The following is a 16,360-nucleotide window of genomic DNA, read 5'->3' on the forward strand; positions in this document are numbered from 1 at the left end:
GGTTACATTCCGAACCCGGAAGCTAAGCCTTACAGCGCCGATGGTACTGCAGGGGGGACCCTGTGGGAGAGTAGGACACCGCCGAACAAATATTGCGAAAAGCCCCGTACCGGGGATACCGGTACGGGGCTTTTCTGCGTTGTCTCTCCTCCGGATTCGGATGGATTCGGAGGAGAGAAACTATTCAGAGGCGGCCTGCCGCCTTCAGGGCCAGATATGCGTCTGCCAGTGCCGGCGCCAGGTCGTCCGGTGTCGCGTCGACGACCGTGACGCCGTGGCGGCGGAGTTGTTCGGCGGTTCGATCGCGTTCGGTTTGCGCCTGGGCGGCGGCTGCGGCCTCGTACACCGCTTCTGTGTTTCCTCGGGCTGTTGCCATGGCTGCGATGTGGGGGTCCGCCACTGAGGCCAGGAGGACTGTGTGGCGTTGGGTCAGTTGAGGGAGCACTGGGAGTAGGCCCTCCTCGATGGGGGCCGTGTCCAGGCTGGTCAGCAGGACGATCAGGGAGCGTCTGGGGGCCGTACGGAGTGTGGTGGCCGCGAGGCCTCGGGCGTCCGTTTCGATGAGTTCGGGTTCCAGGGTGGCCATCGCGTTGACCAGGGACGGGAGGACGTCGGCTGCGGCGCGGCCCTGGGCCAAGGCGCGTACCCGGCGGTCGTACGCGAGGAGGTCCACGCGGTCGCCGGCGCGGGAGGCCAGGGCTGCGAGGAGGAGGGCCGCGTCCATGGAGGCGTCCAGACGGGGGACGTCGCCCACGCGGCCCGCCGACGTACGGCCGGTGTCGAGGACCAGGAGGATGTGGCGGTCTCGCTCGGGGCGCCAGGTGCGTACCGCGACCGTCGTTTGGCGGGCTGTGGCGCGCCAGTCGATGGAACGGGTGTCGTCGCCGGGGACGTACTCGCGCAGGCTGTCGAATTCTGTGCCTTCGCCGCGGGTCAGGACGCTGGTGCGGCCGTCGAGTTCGCGCAGGCGGGCGAGCTTCGAGGGGAGGTGCTTGCGGCTGGTGAACGGGGGGAGGACCCGTACCGTCCAGGGGACGTGGTGGCTGCCCTGGCGGGCGAAGAGGCCCAGGGGGCCGTACGAGCGGATTGTCACGCGGTCGGCCTTGCGGTCGCCTCGGCGGGTGGGGCGCAGGCGGGTGGTGATGCGGCGGCGTTCGCCGGAGGGGACCGTCAGGCGGTGGCGGGAAGCCTCTACCTCGGTGCCGGGTTGCCAGCTGCTCGGGGGCCACGCGTCGCGTACGCGGGCGCGGAGCGGTCGGCCGGACGGGTTGGTGATCGTGAGGGTGACGTCCGCCGGTTCGCCCAGGCGTGCGGAGGTGTCGCCGGAGCGGGTGAAGCCGAGACGACGTACGGGGGCTGCCAGGGCGTAGTCGCAGGCGCACGCGACGGCCAGGGGGGCGTTCACGGCGAGGATGCCTGTCCAGCTGGGGTCCCAGATGCCGATGGGGATCGAGCCCAGGGCCGCCAGGAGGGCGGCGCGGCCGGTGAGTGCCATCAGCGGGGGACGGGGACGTGGGCGAGGATCGCGTTGATGACGGAGTCGGCCGTCACGCCTTCCATCTCGGCCTCCGGGCGGAGCTGCACGCGGTGGCGGAGGGTGGGGAGGGCCAGCGCCTTGACGTCGTCGGGGATGACGTAGTCGCGGCCGGTCAGCCAGGCCCAGGCGCGGGACGTCGCGAGGAGGGCCGTGGCGCCTCGGGGGGAGACGCCGAGCGTGAAGGACGGGGACTCGCGGGTCGCGCGGCAGATGTCCACGACGTAGGCGGTGATCTCGGGAGAGATTGTTGTTTTTGCGACGGCCGCTCGGGCCGCCTCCAGGTCAGCCGGGCCCGCCACGGGGCGTACGCCGGCGGCGCGCAGGTCGCGCGGGTTGAAGCCCTCGGCGTGGCGGGTGAGGACGTCGATCTCGTCCTGGCGGGAGGGGAGGGGGATGGTGAGCTTGAGGAGGAAACGGTCCAGCTGGGCTTCGGGGAGGGGGTACGTGCCCTCGTACTCGACCGGGTTCTGGGTGGCCGCGACCAGGAACGGGTCGGGGAGGGGGCGCGGGGTGCCGTCGACCGTGACCTGGCGTTCCTCCATGGCTTCCAGGAGGGACGACTGGGTCTTCGGGGGCGTGCGGTTGATCTCGTCCGCGAGGAGGAGGTTGGTGAAGACCGGGCCCGGCTGGAAGGAGAACTCCGCGCTGCGCGTGTCGTAGACGAGGGAGCCGGTGATGTCGCTCGGCATCAGGTCCGGGGTGAACTGGACGCGCTTGGTGTCGAGTTCGAGTGCGGAGGCGAGTGCCCGGACGAGCAGCGTCTTGGCCACTCCGGGGACGCCTTCGAGGAGGACGTGTCCGCGGCAGAGGAGGGCGACGACGAGGCCGGTCACGGCGGGGTCCTGGCCGACCACGGCTTTGGCGATCTCGGCGCGCAGGGCTTCCAGGGAGGCCCGGGCGGTGCCCGGATCCCCGGTGATCCCGGCGTTGTCAGTGGTCGGGTCCATCATGGACGGCGTACCTCTCTTTCGAGGGCGTCGAGTTGGTCGGCGAGGGAGATGAGGGCTGCGTCGTCACCGGGCGGCGGGCCGAAGAGGAGGGAGTGCAGGGCCTGTCCGTCGCTGTGGTTCTGGAGCTGGGCGGACAGGGCGGGGAGCAAGGACTCGGGCGTGTGCGCCTGGGTGACGGGGACGCCTACGAGGGGGGCGAGGCGAGTGCGGGTGGTGGAGCGAAGAGCGCTTGCCGCGCGGTCGCGGGCGTTGGTCTTGCGGTAGAGGCGGGCGCGGCCTTCGACGGTTTCGGAGGCGCGGATCGCCACGGGGAGTCGTTCGGGTACGAGGGGGCCGAGCCGGCGTGCCCGCCAGAGGGCGGCCAGGACCGCGGCGACGAAGAGTTGCAGGGTGCCCCAGAGCCAGCCCGAGGGGAGCAGGTCGAAGAAGTCGCGTTCACCGGATTCGGTGAGCGAGTCGTCGGAGAGCGAGGGGAGGTACCAGACCAAGTGGGGGCGGGAACCGAGCAGTTGGAGGGCGAGCGAGGCGTTGCCGTGCTCGTCGAGGCGGTCGTTGTAGAGGATGTCGGGGGCGCCGAGCACGACGGTGTCGCCGTCTCCGATGGCTGTCGGGACGCGTACGAGGGTGGGGAGGCCGTTGCTCGGGTAGCAGGTGTCGGCGTCGCCGGCGGTGGTGTCGTAGCGGAAGCCGCCCGTGTCCGCGGTGCCCGCTCGTTGGGCGGCGGGCAGGGCGCAGTCCGGGGACAGCTCCGAGTCGAAGCTGATCGCGGGATCGGCGGTGACGCCGGGAGCGAGTGTTCCGACGGACGGGCTGCTGGGGGCGATCAGGATCGTGCGCCCGCCGGAGCTCGCTGTCGCCGTGCGCAGTTGCCTCTGCTGACGGTCGGTCAGCAGGTCGGGGGCCGCGACCAGGAGGGTGGTGTCGGCGTCGGCTGCGGCGCTCGCCTGGGCGAGGGTGGTGACCACGCGCGTGGACACACCCCGGTCGGCGAGGAGTTCGGCGACGGCGCGGCTGCCGCGAGGGTCGGCGGAGCGCGGGTCGAGGCTGCCGCGCTGGGTGCCGGAGTTGATCACGGCGATCGCGACGGCGCCCACGAGGAGGAGGGCGACACCGAGTACGACGCCTCGCGCGCGGGTCCACACCTGGCGGGCGGTGGGCGAGGCCGAGGTGGATGCCGGGAGCGTGGCCTCGGTGCTCATTCGGCGGCTCCCCGGCGGGCGTTGTGGGCCGTGCTGGGGGTGCTGCTGCTGGTCGCGAGGGCCGGTTTCGCGCGCGTCAGGTCGTTGTCGAGTTCGGTGAGGCGGCGGTACGTCTGCGGGGTCGCGGCGCGGCCGCCGTACGTCACGTCGTCGAAGTCCCGGGCCGCGGTGCGCAGGCGGTCGGTGTGCGCGGGCAGGGTGCGGCCCGCTTCGGCGGCCGCCTCGTCGGCGGTGCGGCCGGGGCGGGTGTCGAGGAGGGCGCGTTCCTCCAGAGCCCGGACGACGGCGCGCATCCGTTCCTGGACGGCCTGGTTCCAGCGGCCCAGGGCCGCGTGGGCCTCGGCAGCGGCGCGGTGTTCGGCGGGGCTGCGGGGGCGGTCGTCGAAGAGCGCGGCGGCGGAGGTGGGGCCGGGGCGCGGGGAACCGAGGCGCCACCACAGGGCGCCGATCACGGCGACGACGGCCAGGAGGACGACCAGCAGCCCGAAGGTTCCGCCGGGGGTCGCGGTCGAGGCCGTGTTGAACAGCCTGTCGAGCCAGTCCCAGAAGGCGTCCATTGCCCGTTGCAGCGGGCTGGGGTCGTTCTCGTGGTACATGCGCTTGGACAGCTCGCGCCGGGCAGCCTCCCGCGCGGGATCACGCGGGATCGTCACCGGCGGGTCGTCGGCCGCCAATGACAGTACGGCGGTGTCGCCGACGCGCAGCAGGGCTCGTACGGCCGCTTCTGCGGTGGGCGGCAGGGCCGGCACCGTGGTGAGAAATCCCCCCGTCAGGATCACCGCATCAGCTCCCCGGGGTGGTGCCCGGGGCGCCGGAGCCGTAGCCCTGGACGCCGGCGGCGCGGGCCAGGTCGAGGTCGAGGGCCTCGCGGCGGATGCGGTGGTCGATGTAGAGGAGCACGGTCACGCCCGCGGTGATCGGGAAGGTGATCATGGAGCCGATCACCGAGCCGATGCCGCTGACGACGAGGAACGTCCAGCCGAGGCCGCCCGTGCCGTCGAGGAAGCCGCTGATGCCGTCTCCGGTCATGGCCGCGGCGACGAAGGTGAACGGGAGGACGACGATGGACGCGACGACGCCCGCGATGACCGTGGCGAGCAGCTGGATGCCGAAGACGCGCCACCAGGAGCCGCTGACGAGCTTCGCGGAACGGCTCATCGACTTCTTGATGCTCTGCTTCTCCAGCATCAGCGCCGGCGAGGCCAGGGAGAAGCGGATCATCAGCCACAGTGTGACGACGCCCGCGCCGAGGCCGCCCAGGACGGCGAGTGCCGCGCCGCCGCCCTCCGAACCCGCGACAGCCACGAGGACGCCCGGGGCGATGCCGACGGCGAAGACCGCGACGACGATGAGCAGCAGCAGGAAGATGAGGCCGAACAGCTTCGGGACCTGCGGGCGGGCGTCCCGCCAGGCCTCGCCGATGGTGACCGGCTTGCCGAGCACGGCGCGGCTGGTCACGGTCGTGAGCAGGGCCGTCGCGATGACGGTGCCGATCATGGAGATCACGAAGAGGAGGCCGGAGCCGAGGAGGGCGTCCCCCATGGCGCGGCTCAGCTCGTCGACGCTGGCGCTCGTGTCGTTGAGGGCGGCGGTGCTCGTGCTGTCGTCCAGGACGAAGCCCTGGAGGAGGATCGCGAAGATCTCCGTGACGACCGCGACGGTGAGCGAGATGCCCAGCACGGTGCGCCAGTAGGCGCGCATGGTGGAGACGGCGCCGTCGAGGATCTCGCCGACGCCGAGAGGGCGCAGCGGGATCACACCGGGCTTGGCCGCGGGCGGGGGGCCGCCCCAGTTGCCGCCCCAGCCGGGGTGGCCGCCGGGCGGCGGGCCGTATCCGCCGTACCCTCCCGGGCCTGCGGGGCCGCCGTATCCACCGGGGGCGCCGGGGTACTGGCCGCCCCAGCCCTGGCCGGGCTGCGGTGGTGGGGGCGGCGGGGCCTGGCCGGGGTTCTGGGGGCCGGTGGGAGCGGACCACTGGGCGGGTGGCGGCTGTTCCTGGGACCACTTCGGGCCGGGGCCGGTCGGGTCCTGGCTCGGCTGGTCCGAGGGTTCCGCGGGACCGGGGCGGTCGGCGGGGGCGGACGCGTCGGGCTGCTGCCCGTCGGAGGGGGCGGATCCGGGCGAGGCCCAGCCCGGAGTGTCGTTCATCGTCGCTCCTTCACGGTGCCCGTCCGCGTTCGCGGCAGGTTGGCAGCCATCGTGCCATGGGGAGGGCGCGCGGGGATCGGCCCCCGTATGGGCTGGACACCTTCAATTGTCCGACGTGCAGGGGGCAGACTGGACGGATGGCTGATCAGTACGCGCAATCCCGCGAGGACAACCGGCCCACCGAGATACCGGCGATCCGCTGGGACGAACCTCCCGAAGGCCCGGTGCTGGTCCTTCTCGATCAGACGAGACTGCCGGCGGAGGAGGTCGAGCTGGTCTGTACGGACGCGCCCGCGCTGGTGGCGGCGATCCGTTCGCTGGCGGTGCGCGGGGCGCCGCTGCTCGGTATCGCGGGGGCGTACGGGGTCGCGCTCGCCGCCGCTCGCGGCTTCGACGTGGACGAGGCCGCCGTCGCGCTGGCGCAGGCCCGGCCCACCGCCGTGAACCTCGCTGTCGGCGTACGCAGGGCGCAGGGCGCGTACCGGGCGGAGCTGGCCAGGAGCGGTGACCGGGATCAGGCAGCCATCGCGGCGCTGGTCGCGGCGCGGGCGCTGCACCGGGAGGACGCCGAGGCCAGCGCGCGGATGGCCGTGCACGGGCTGGCGCTGCTGGACGAGTTGCTGCCCGGCGGCGGGCACCGGGTGCTCACGCACTGCAACACCGGGTCGCTGGTGTCGGGCGGTGAGGGAACGGCGTTCGCGGTGGCGCTGGCGGCGCACCGCGCGGGGCGGCTGCGCAGGCTCTGGGTGGACGAAACGCGCCCGTTGCTGCAAGGTGCTCGCCTGACGGCGTATGAGGCGGCGCGCAGCGGAATGGCGTACACCTTGCTCACGGACAACGCGGCGGGCTCTCTGTTCGCCGCCGGGGAGGTGGACGCGGTACTGATCGGAGCGGATCGGATCGCGGCCGACGGTTCCGTGGCGAACAAGGTGGGGAGCTACCCGCTCGCTGTGCTGGCCAAGTACCACCACGTGCCGTTCATCGTGGTGGCGCCGGTGACGACGGTGGATCCGGACACCCCCGACGGGGCGTCCATAGAGGTGGAACAGCGTGCCGGACATGAGGTGACGGAGATCGCCGCACCTCAGGTGCCGGTGGCGGGAGCGGAAGCGGGAGGCGGGATTCCGGTGGCACCCTTGGGAACCCAGGCGTACAACCCGGCGTTCGATGTGACGCCTCCCGAGTTGGTGACGGCGATCGTCACCGAAGCGGGTGCTGTTTCGCCCGTGACGGCTGAGGCGCTTGCTGAGCTGTGTGACAGGTCACGCCAGGTAACGATTTAGTTAATGGGATGATGTCGTTTATGAAGGGACGAGTCCTTGTCGTCGATGACGACACAGCACTGGCCGAGATGCTCGGCATTGTGTTGCGTGGTGAAGGTTTTGAGCCGTCTTTCGTAGCCGACGGCGACAAGGCGCTGGCCGCTTTCCGTGAGTCCAAGCCCGATCTGGTGCTCCTGGACCTGATGCTTCCCGGTCGGGACGGTATCGAGGTGTGCCGCCTGATCAGGGCGGAGTCCGGGGTACCGATCGTGATGCTCACGGCCAAGAGCGACACCGTCGATGTCGTCGTGGGCCTGGAGTCGGGTGCCGATGACTACATCGTGAAGCCGTTCAAGCCAAAGGAGCTGGTCGCCCGGATCCGGGCGCGGCTGCGGCGGTCGGAGGAGCCGGCGCCCGAGCAGCTGGCCATAGGTGACCTCGTCATCGATGTCGCCGGTCACTCTGTGAAGCGGGACGGGCAGTCGATCGCGTTGACGCCACTGGAGTTCGACCTGCTGGTCGCGCTCGCGCGCAAGCCTTGGCAGGTGTTCACGCGTGAGGTGCTCCTTGAGCAGGTCTGGGGCTACCGCCACGCGGCGGACACCCGGCTGGTCAACGTGCATGTGCAGCGGCTGCGCTCCAAGGTCGAGAAGGACCCGGAGCGGCCGGAGATCGTGGTGACCGTCCGTGGCGTCGGTTACAAGGCCGGACCGAGCTGACATGTCCGGGGACAGTGCCGCTTCGGCCCCCGGGCGTTCCGGGGGGCGCGCGGAGCGGCCTGTCGGCCGGCAGAAGGCGAGAAAGGCCGGCTCCGGCTGGCGGCAGTTCTTCGAGGGCGGGCTGCTCCAGGGCGGTGTCCAGGGCAGCCCGGTCCTTCGGCTGTTCATGCGCTGGGTGCGCCGACCGCTGCTGCCCGTCATGCGGCTGTGGCGGCGCAACATCCAGCTCAAGGTCGTCGCCACGACGCTGCTGATGTCGCTGGGTGTCGTCCTGCTGCTCGGCTTCGTCGTGATCGGGCAGGTGCGCAACGGTCTCCTTGACGCCAAGGTGAAGGCCTCGCAGAGCCAGGCCGCAGGTGGATTCGCGGTGGCCAAGCAGAAGGCGGACACAGCGGCCAGCGCCAGCGGGGACGACGGTTCCGGCGCGGACGGCCGCCCCGCGCAGAACGTCATCCAGTGGATGAGCGACCTGGTGGAGTCCCTCTCCAGCGGCGGCCAGGGCGCCTTCGACGTCGTGACGCTCCCGGTCGGTCAGGCCGGCGACGACAGCGACGGCGGACGCGGCCCGCGTGCCTCCGGCGGGGTGGACCCGACGGCGAGCGTGCCCGACGCGCTCCGCGACCGGGCCGACAACAACACGCTGATGGCCCAGAGCTACACCCGCATCACCTACACCAACGGCAGTGAGTCGCAGCCCGCGCTGGTCATCGGCAAGCAGGTCGACGACCCGAACGGGGATCCGTACCAGCTGTACTACCTCTTCCCGCTCACGCAGGAAGAGAAGTCGCTGAGCCTGGTCAAGGGGACGCTGGCGACGGCCGGGCTGTTCGTCGTCGTGCTCCTGGGGGCCATCGCCTGGCTCGTGGTGCGGCAGGTCGTGACGCCGGTGCGGATGGCGGCCGGGATCGCTGAGCGGCTGTCCGCCGGGCGGCTGCAGGAGCGGATGAAGGTCACCGGCGAGGACGACATCGCGCGGCTCGGCGAGGCCTTCAACAAGATGGCCCAGAATCTCCAGCTGAAGATCCAGCAGCTGGAGGACCTGTCACGGATGCAGCGGCGGTTCGTGTCCGACGTGTCGCACGAGCTGCGGACGCCGCTGACGACCGTACGGATGGCCGCCGATGTCATCCATGACGCGCGCGTGGACTTCGATCCCATCACCGCGCGGTCGGCCGAACTGCTCGCCGATCAGCTGGACCGGTTCGAGACGCTGCTCGCGGACCTGCTGGAGATCAGCCGGTTCGACGCGGGCGCGGCGGCGCTGGAGGCCGAGCCGATAGACCTCAGGGAGGTCGTCCGGCGGGTGGTGAGCGGTGCCGAGCCGCTGGCCGAGCGCAAGGGGACGACGGTACGGGTCGTCGGCGATCAGCAGCCTGTCGTGGCCGAGGCGGACGCGCGGCGCGTGGAGCGGGTGCTGCGCAATCTCGTCGTCAACGCCGTGGAGCACGGTGAGGGCAACGACGTCATCGTGAAGCTGGCCACCGCGGGCGGTGCGGTCGCGGTGGCCGTGCGCGACTACGGGGTCGGGCTCAAGCCCGGTGAGGCGACCCGGGTCTTCAGCCGCTTCTGGCGGGCCGACCCGGCACGCGCGCGTACCACCGGCGGGACGGGCCTCGGCCTGTCCATCGCGCTGGAGGACGCGCGGCTGCACGGCGGCTGGCTGCAGGCGTGGGGCGAGCCGGGCGGTGGTTCGCAGTTCCGGCTGACGCTGCCGCGGACCGCCGACGAGCCCCTGCGGGGCTCACCGATACCGCTGGAGCCCAAGGACTCACGGCGCCACCGGGGACTGGGCGAGGCGGGTCTGCCGCACGCCGGCGGCGACAAGCTCGCCACGGTGCCGGTGCAGACGGCGGCCGCCGAGCAGCGGCCGATAGCGCCGCGGCTCGCCGCCATGGCCCCGACCGCCGACCCCACGGCGCTGCCCGGCAACGGCGCACGTGTGGTGCCGCGCCCGGCCGGCGGCGCGCGGCGGGACGGTACTTCCGGTACGGAGCCCGGATCGGAGTCGCCGTCCTCGGACACGGTGTCCTCGGATGCCGGGTCAGAGCGTGTGGACGAGCAAGGGGAGGCATTTCGTGGGCCCTGACCGCGAGCGGGACGGTCGGCGGCGGGGAACGGCTCGCGCGGTGGTGTACGCCGCCTGTGGCGCCGTACTGCTGGCCGGATGCGCCTCGATGCCCGACAGCGGGGATCTGCGCGGGGTCGAGTCCACGCCCCGGCAGGACGCCCAGGTGCGGGTCTTCGCCCTGCCGCCCCACGAGAACGCCCAGCCGGTGGAGATCGTCCAGGGCTTCCTCGAGGCGCTGACCAGCGACGATCCGCACTATGAGACGGCACGCAAGTACCTGACGCCGAGCGCGGCCAAGGACTGGCGGCCCGACCTGTCCACCACGGTGCTCGGCGGCGGGCCCAGCACGGGCCAGGTCCCCGTGGGCAGCCGGGAGGACGGGATCGACGCCTACGCGTTCACGCTGACCGGCGGCAGGTTCGCCACGCTGGACTCCCGGCAGTCGTACGAACCCGCCGACGGGCAGTACCGGGAGACTCTGCACCTCACGCGCGAGAAGAAGAGCGGGCAGTGGCGCATCGACGAGCTGCCGCAGGGCATCGTGATGGGCAAGTCGGACTTCCTGCGCAACTACACCTCCGTCAATAAGTACTACTTCGCGTCGAACACGCCGTCGGAGCCGGCCGGACAGCCCGTGTCCGTCGCCGATCCGGTCTACGTCCGCAAGAAGGTCGACCCGATGACGCAGACGGTGAGTTCGCTGCTCGAAGGGCCCTCACGCTGGCTGGGGCCGGTCGTCCGGTCGAGTTTCCCGACGGGTACGGCGCTCAAGAAGGGCGTCACCGCGCTGACGCCCGACGACCAGAACCGGCTGACGGTGCCGCTCAACGACAAGGCGAGCCGGGTCGGGTCCGCCAAGTGCACCGAGATGGCGGCCCAGCTCCTTTACACGCTCCAGGACCTCACCCCCACCGGTGTCGAGGAGGTCGCGCTGCAGCGCTCCAACGGCACCCAGCTGTGCTTCCTCGACAAGGAGCGGGCCGAGATCGTCGCCGCGCGCGTCGCGGTGCAGAGTCCCGACTACCAGTACTTCATCGACGGCAAGCACCGCCTCGTACGCGTGGCCGGTGACAACCCCGACCCCGACGACAAGGTCTCCCCGGTGCCGGGCGCGCTCGGCGAGGGCGAGAAGCAGCTGCGGTCCGCGGCGGTCTCGCGCGACGAGGACAGCGCGGCCGGGGTCTCGCTGGACGGGACCTCGCTGTACGTGGGGTCGCTGGTGTCCGGCGGATCGCTCGGCGAGCCGGTGCTGACCAGCCAGGGCGCCACCAAGGAAGACCGGCTGACCACACCCAGCTGGGACGGCGACGGCGACCTCTGGGTGGCCGACCGCAACCCCGCGAAGCCCCGGCTGCTGCTCCTGAAGAAGGGCGCGGGTGAGCCGCTGGAGGTGAGGACCCCGGGCCTCGACGGGCGTATCGAGGCGGTACGGGTGGCCGCCGACGGGGTGCGGATCGCGCTCATCGTGGAGAAGGACGGCCTGCGGTCGCTGTACATCGGGCGGATCGAGCGGGACGAGCGGTCGGCGGAGACGTCGGACGGGTCGGCCCAGTCGGACGAGGCGGCGAAGCCGGGGCAGGCGGCGGGACAGAAGGCCGGGGAGCAGTCGGTCGTGTCGGTCCTCGAACTGCACTCCGTGACACCGCAGTTGGAGGAGGTCACCGCCATGTCGTGGGCCGGGGACAGCCGGCTCGTGGTGGTGGGGCGTGAGCAGCGAGGCGTCCAGCAGATGGCATACGTGCAGGTCGACGGCTCGACGCCGGTGGGGTCGGCGCCGACCGCGCTGACCGGTGTGAAGGCCGTCGCCGCGGCCGAGGACGAGAGGCTGCCGCTGGTGGCGTACTCGGAGGAGGACGGGATCGTGCGGCTGATGTCGGGGTCCAAGTGGCAGAAGCTGGTCAAGGAGGGGTCGGCTCCGGTGTATCCGGGGTGAGGTCTCCCGCTGTCCTTGGGGCCGCGGTGGTCTTGTGTTCTGCGGGGCCGCGGGTCCTGCGGTGGTTCTCAGGTGGTTCTGTTTGACGGCTCGTCGGATGTCCGGCGGGCCGTCGGCGTTTCCGGGCGCTGTTTTCGGGGCGCGGGGAGTTATCCACAGGGCGTTGTCCACAGGGGTGGCCGGGTGGCGCCGGTGTTGGCACAGTGGTGGGCATGCGGGGGTGGTGGCAGGACCTCAGTGACCTGGTGCTGCCGGCCGAGTGCGGAGGCTGTGGGAGGCCTCGCACGGTGCTCTGCCCGGAGTGCCGTGCCGCCCTGGACGGGGCCGCACCGAGCCGGGTGCGACCTGTGCCGGAGCCGCCCGGGCTGCCGGTGGTGCATGCGGCGGCCCGGTACGAGGACGAGGTGCGTGCGGTACTCCTCGCGCACAAGGAAAGGGGTTCGTTGGCGCTCGCGGGTCCGCTTGGGACGGCTCTGGCGGGTGCTGTACGGGCAGGGCTGCCGACCGGGGCCCTGCGCGGTGGTACGGGTGTGCTGCTCGTGCCTGTGCCGTCCGCGCGTCGGGCCGTGCGGGCCCGGGGGCACGATCCGGCTCGGCGGATCGCGCTCGCGGCGGCGGGGGTGCTGCGTGGGTCCGGTACGCCGGCCCGGGTACTGGCGGTGCTGCGGCAGCGGCGTGCCGTGGCCGACCAGGCGGGCCTCAACTCCCGGCAGCGGCTGGACAATCTTGCGGGTGCGCTGGGTGTGGTCGCGGGGGGTGGGCGGTTGCTGGTGGGTGGGAGTGGCGGTGGGGGAGGCGGGGGTGGGGAGGGGGGAGGGGGCCCCGGTTCGGGCTCTGGTGGGGGTGCGGTTGTTCTGGTCGACGATCTGATGACGACCGGGGCCTCGCTGGCCGAGGCCGCGCGTGCGGTGCGGGAAGCGGTTGCGGACGTGAGAGGCGTGAGGAACGCCGTGTATTCGGGAGCGGGGTGGGAAGGCAGAGGGGAACGGTGGCCGGGAGCCGCGGGCACGGGTGTGGAGCGGAGGCCAGGAGTGTCGGGAATGGTGGCGCCGGCCGCCTTCGAAGTCATGATCTGCGCGGCTGTGGTCGCCGCGACGCCTGATTCTTTCGAAATAAACCGGAACTGACCGCGAACTTGCATCGTTGCAGGTAGTGAGAGGGTCAATTCACTTGAACGGAGGTACGCGCCGGTAGAGGGTGACGACATCCGTCCGGGCGAGATATGTTCGGTTGTGAGGGAAAGCCGCAGGCCACACCTCGCAAATCCGAATGCCGTGCTGCGGGTTTTGCTTAATCACCCCAGCCGGCCGAGTGGGGATCTTGCCCATGGGGGAGGAGGAGGTGGAAGTCGCCGAGTCCGAGGTTCCGGGGCACACCGGAGCCTGGTGCAAAAGGGAGACGCTCCGCCACTGAAGCGGGGCGATCCGGGAACGGAGTTCTGCGTGGACATCGTCGTCAAGGGACGCAAGACCGAGGTGCCCGAGCGGTTCCGGAAGCACGTGGCCGAGAAGCTGAAGCTGGAGAGGATCCAGAAGCTCGACGGCAAGGTGATCAGCCTCGACGTCGAGGTGTCCAAGGAGCCCAACCCCCGGCAGGCCGACCGCTCCGACCGAGTGGAGATCACGCTCCACTCCCGCGGTCCGGTGATCCGGGCGGAAGCAGCGGCAAGCGACCCGTACGCGGCACTCGACCTCGCGGCTGACAAGCTCGAGGCCCGGCTGCGCAAGCAGCACGACAAGCGTTACACCCGACGGGGCGCCGGCCGGCTCACGGCCGCCGAGGTCGCCGACCACGTCCCGGACGCGGCAACGCTGAACGGCAACGGTCACCCCGTCCAGGAGGAAGCCGCGGACGGCGTGCCCGTCAAGAGGATCGGCTCGCTGGAAGTGAAGGGCGAAGGCCCCCTCGTCGTCCGCGAGAAGACCCACGTCGCCTCCCCGATGACGCTCGACCAGGCTCTCTACGAGATGGAACTGGTCGGGCACGACTTCTACCTGTTCGTCGACTCCGAGACCAAGGAACCGAGTGTCGTCTACCGGCGGCACGCCTACGACTACGGCGTGATCCACCTCAACACGGACCCGATGGTCGCCCATCAGGCGCATTCCCCCGCGGCGGGTGGCACGCTGGGCGGCTGACCGCCCCCGGAGAGAGCCGAGCGGGTGCCCCTGGAGCGCGTGTGCGCCCCCAGGGGCACCCGTGTGCGACCCCTCCGGAACCCGCTCTGTCACCGCACTGTCGCCCGGGCATGGAATCATGGCCGCAACGGCCCAACCGGTGGGCCGTTGCCTTGGGTTGGCGATGGCACAGAACCACAGGCCACAGCCTTCAGGGGGAGGAACGATGGCGGACAGCTTCGGACCGATGCAGGTCGAGCATGCCGACGACAGCGTCACCGGCATGGGCCCGGACACGGGTACCTCGCGCAAGGAGCCGATCAGAGTCCTTGTCGTGGACGACCACGCCCTCTTCCGCCGTGGACTGGAGATCGTGCTCGCGGCCGAGGAGGACATTCAGGTCGTCGGCGAGGCGGGGGACGGGGCGGAGGCGGTCGACAAGGCCGCCGATCTGCTGCCCGACATCGTGCTGATGGACGTACGGATGCCGAAGCGCGGTGGGATCGAGGCGTGCACCTCCATCAAGGAGGTCGCGCCCAGCGCCAAGATCATCATGCTGACGATCAGCGACGAGGAAGCCGATCTGTACGAGGCGATCAAGGCGGGGGCGACCGGTTATCTCCTGAAGGAGATCTCCACGGACGAGGTGGCCACGGCCATTCGCGCGGTCGCCGACGGACAGTCGCAGATCAGCCCTTCGATGGCGTCGAAGCTGCTCACCGAATTCAAGTCGATGATCCAGCGGACGGACGAGCGGCGGCTGGTGCCCGCGCCGCGGCTCACGGAACGCGAGCTGGAAGTGCTGAAGCTCGTCGCCACCGGGATGAACAACCGGGATATCGCCAAGGAGTTGTTCATCTCCGAGAACACCGTGAAGAACCATGTGCGCAACATCCTGGAGAAGCTGCAGCTGCACTCCAGGATGGAGGCCGTGGTTTACGCGATGCGGGAGAAGATCCTCGAGATTCGGTAGAGCGGTAGAACAGTAGAGCGGTCGAGTGGTCGGGGGTTATCCGAGGGCCTGGGTCAGTTCCCTTGTCAGGGGGGTGCGCAGGTCAGGGGTGTCCACCCGTTCCACTCGTACGTTTGTGCAGTTCACCCAGGTTGCCGCCTCCAGGAGGGCTTGGGCCACCGCCGGGACCGCCTTCGGGCCGTGCAGGCTGACCTGTCTGGCCACCAGGGTGTTGCCCTCTCGGGCGGGGTCGACCCTTCCGACGAGGTGGCCGCCTGCCAGGACCGGCATCGCGAAGTAGCCGTACACGCGCTTCGGCTTCGGGACGTAGGCCTCCAGGCGGTGTGTGAAACCGAAGATCCGTTCCGTGCGGGCCCGTTCCCAGATCAGGGAGTCGAACGGGGAGAGCAGGGTCGTGCGGTGGCGGCCTCGTGGGGGTGTCTCAAGGGCTGCCGGGTCGGCCCAGGCCGGTTTGCCCCAGCCCTCGACCGTGACGGGGACCAGGCCCGAGTCCGCGATCACCGCGTCGACCTGTTCCGCCTTGAGGCGGTGGTAGTCGGCGATGTCGGAGCGGGTGCCGACGCCCAGGGACCGGCCCGCGAGGCGGACCAGACGGCGCAGGCACTCGGTGTCGTCCAGTTCGTCGTGCAGCAGCGTGGGCGGGATGGCTCGCTCGGCCAGGTCGTACACCCGCTTCCAGCCTCGGCGTTCCACGCAGACCACCTCGCCGTACATCAGGGCGCGTTCGACGGCGACCTTGGTGCCGGACCAGTCCCACCATTCGCTGGTGCGTTTCGCGCCGCCCAACTCCGTTGCGGTGAGGGGGCCTTCGGTGCGGAGTTGCTTGATGACCTGGTCGTAGGTGCCGGGTGGGAGGTCGTGGTTCCAGTGGGGGCGGGAGCGGTAGGTGCGGCGGCGGAAGGCGAAGTGGGGCCATTCCTCTACGGGGAGGATGCAGGCGGCGTGCGACCAGTATTCGAAGGCGTGCGGGTGGGGGTGGGGGGCGTGTGGGGAGTGGGGTGTGGCTTCGGTTGTGGGGGTGGGGTTCCAGTAGGCGGCTTCGACGTTCTTGCGCGGTATGGCGCCGAGGCGGGCGTACGGGATGAGTTCGTGGGAGCGGGCCAGTACGGAGATCGTGTCGAGCTGGACCGCGCCGAGGTGGCGGAGGATTCCGCGGACGCCTGCCTTGCGGTTGGGGGTGCCCAGGAAGCCTTGGGCGCGTAGGGCGATGCGGCGGGCTTCGTCGGCGGAGAGTTGGGTGTGGGGCGTGGGTGCGGGTGCGGATGTTGGGTGCGGCGGGCTGCTCGTCATGCTTCCGCACGATAGGGGGTGGGACTGACAGTGGGGGGTGAGCTGGGGGTTTGGGTGCGGGCGGTGGTTTTTCGCCCCCGCCGCCCTTACCTGTTCCCATCCCCTGGGGGCTGCGCCCCCAGACCCCCGCTGTCGGCCTGGACAGCCTCGTCCTCAAGCGCCGG

13 protein-coding genes and 1 rRNA gene are annotated in these 16,360 nt (G+C 71.0%); 8 read left to right on the forward strand and 6 right to left on the reverse strand.

Features of this window, described 5'->3' with window-relative positions; all coding sequences use genetic code 11:
• Positions 1-87 (forward strand): 5S ribosomal RNA (gene rrf / locus ACWCRB_RS44135); the annotation flags it as partial.
• Between the two features lie 97 nt (positions 88-184).
• Here the strand turns inward: rrf and ACWCRB_RS44140 are convergent.
• The 5 genes from ACWCRB_RS44140 to ACWCRB_RS44160 are packed head-to-tail and all read right to left on the reverse strand — an operon-like array spanning position 185 to position 5,834.
• Positions 185-1,495 carry a DUF58 domain-containing protein gene (locus tag ACWCRB_RS44140; protein WP_451001460.1) on the reverse strand — a complete coding sequence of 437 codons (1,311 nt, stop codon included), beginning with the start codon at positions 1,493-1,495 and terminating at the stop codon, positions 185-187.
• The gene (locus ACWCRB_RS44145) at positions 1,495-2,484 is read right to left on the reverse strand and encodes an AAA family ATPase (protein ID WP_235480097.1); all 990 of its coding nucleotides are present in this window, start codon (positions 2,482-2,484) and stop codon (positions 1,495-1,497) included. The genes ACWCRB_RS44140 and ACWCRB_RS44145 overlap by 1 nt, the downstream gene beginning before the upstream one ends.
• The gene (locus tag ACWCRB_RS44150) at positions 2,484-3,686 is read right to left on the reverse strand and encodes a DUF4350 domain-containing protein (RefSeq protein ID WP_451001461.1); all 1,203 of its coding nucleotides are present in this window, start codon (positions 3,684-3,686) and stop codon (positions 2,484-2,486) included. The genes ACWCRB_RS44145 and ACWCRB_RS44150 overlap by 1 nt, the downstream gene beginning before the upstream one ends.
• Positions 3,683-4,465: a DUF4129 domain-containing protein gene (locus ACWCRB_RS44155; protein WP_451001462.1), complete on the reverse strand. Its 783-nt coding sequence runs from the start codon at positions 4,463-4,465 to the stop codon at positions 3,683-3,685. Before ACWCRB_RS44155 ends, ACWCRB_RS44150 begins: the two co-directional genes overlap by 4 nt.
• Before the next feature lie 4 nt (positions 4,466-4,469).
• Positions 4,470-5,834 (reverse strand): glycerophosphoryl diester phosphodiesterase membrane domain-containing protein, encoded by a 1,365-nt coding sequence (locus ACWCRB_RS44160; protein WP_451001463.1) that lies wholly within the window; start codon positions 5,832-5,834, stop codon positions 4,470-4,472.
• Positions 5,835-5,971: 137 nt separating this feature from the next.
• Here ACWCRB_RS44160 and mtnA point away from each other — a divergent pair, with 137 nt between their 5' ends.
• From mtnA to ACWCRB_RS44195, 7 genes are all read left to right on the forward strand, one after another.
• A complete protein-coding gene (mtnA, locus tag ACWCRB_RS44165; RefSeq protein WP_451001464.1) occupies positions 5,972-7,117 on the forward strand; it encodes an S-methyl-5-thioribose-1-phosphate isomerase in 1,146 nt (381 codons plus the stop codon).
• Between the two features lie 8 nt (positions 7,118-7,125).
• Complete coding sequence (mtrA, locus tag ACWCRB_RS44170; RefSeq protein WP_187284748.1) at positions 7,126-7,815, forward strand: two-component system response regulator MtrA; 690 nt, start codon at positions 7,126-7,128, stop codon at positions 7,813-7,815.
• Between the two features lies 1 nt (position 7,816).
• A complete protein-coding gene (mtrB, locus tag ACWCRB_RS44175) occupies positions 7,817-9,901 on the forward strand; it encodes an MtrAB system histidine kinase MtrB (protein WP_451001465.1) in 2,085 nt (694 codons plus the stop codon).
• Entirely contained in the window at positions 9,891-11,816 is a 1,926-nt protein-coding gene (locus ACWCRB_RS44180) for an LpqB family beta-propeller domain-containing protein (RefSeq protein ID WP_451001466.1), read from the forward strand. Before mtrB ends, ACWCRB_RS44180 begins: the two co-directional genes overlap by 11 nt.
• 212 nt (positions 11,817-12,028) lie before the next feature.
• Positions 12,029-12,943 (forward strand): ComF family protein, encoded by a 915-nt coding sequence (locus ACWCRB_RS44185; RefSeq protein WP_451001467.1) that lies wholly within the window; start codon positions 12,029-12,031, stop codon positions 12,941-12,943.
• Between the two features lie 315 nt (positions 12,944-13,258).
• A complete protein-coding gene (hpf, locus tag ACWCRB_RS44190; protein ID WP_451001468.1) occupies positions 13,259-13,954 on the forward strand; it encodes a ribosome hibernation-promoting factor, HPF/YfiA family in 696 nt (231 codons plus the stop codon).
• Positions 13,955-14,159: 205 nt separating this feature from the next.
• Entirely contained in the window at positions 14,160-14,906 is a 747-nt protein-coding gene (locus tag ACWCRB_RS44195; RefSeq protein ID WP_451001469.1) for a response regulator, read from the forward strand.
• A gap of 36 nt (positions 14,907-14,942) precedes the next feature.
• Here ACWCRB_RS44195 and ACWCRB_RS44200 read toward each other — a convergent pair whose 3' ends face one another.
• Positions 14,943-16,196: a winged helix-turn-helix domain-containing protein gene (locus ACWCRB_RS44200; protein WP_451001470.1), complete on the reverse strand. Its 1,254-nt coding sequence runs from the start codon at positions 16,194-16,196 to the stop codon at positions 14,943-14,945.
• Between the last annotated feature and the right edge of the window lie 164 nt (positions 16,197-16,360).

The sequence above is a fragment of the Streptomyces sp. NPDC002156 genome, from assembly GCF_053593675.1.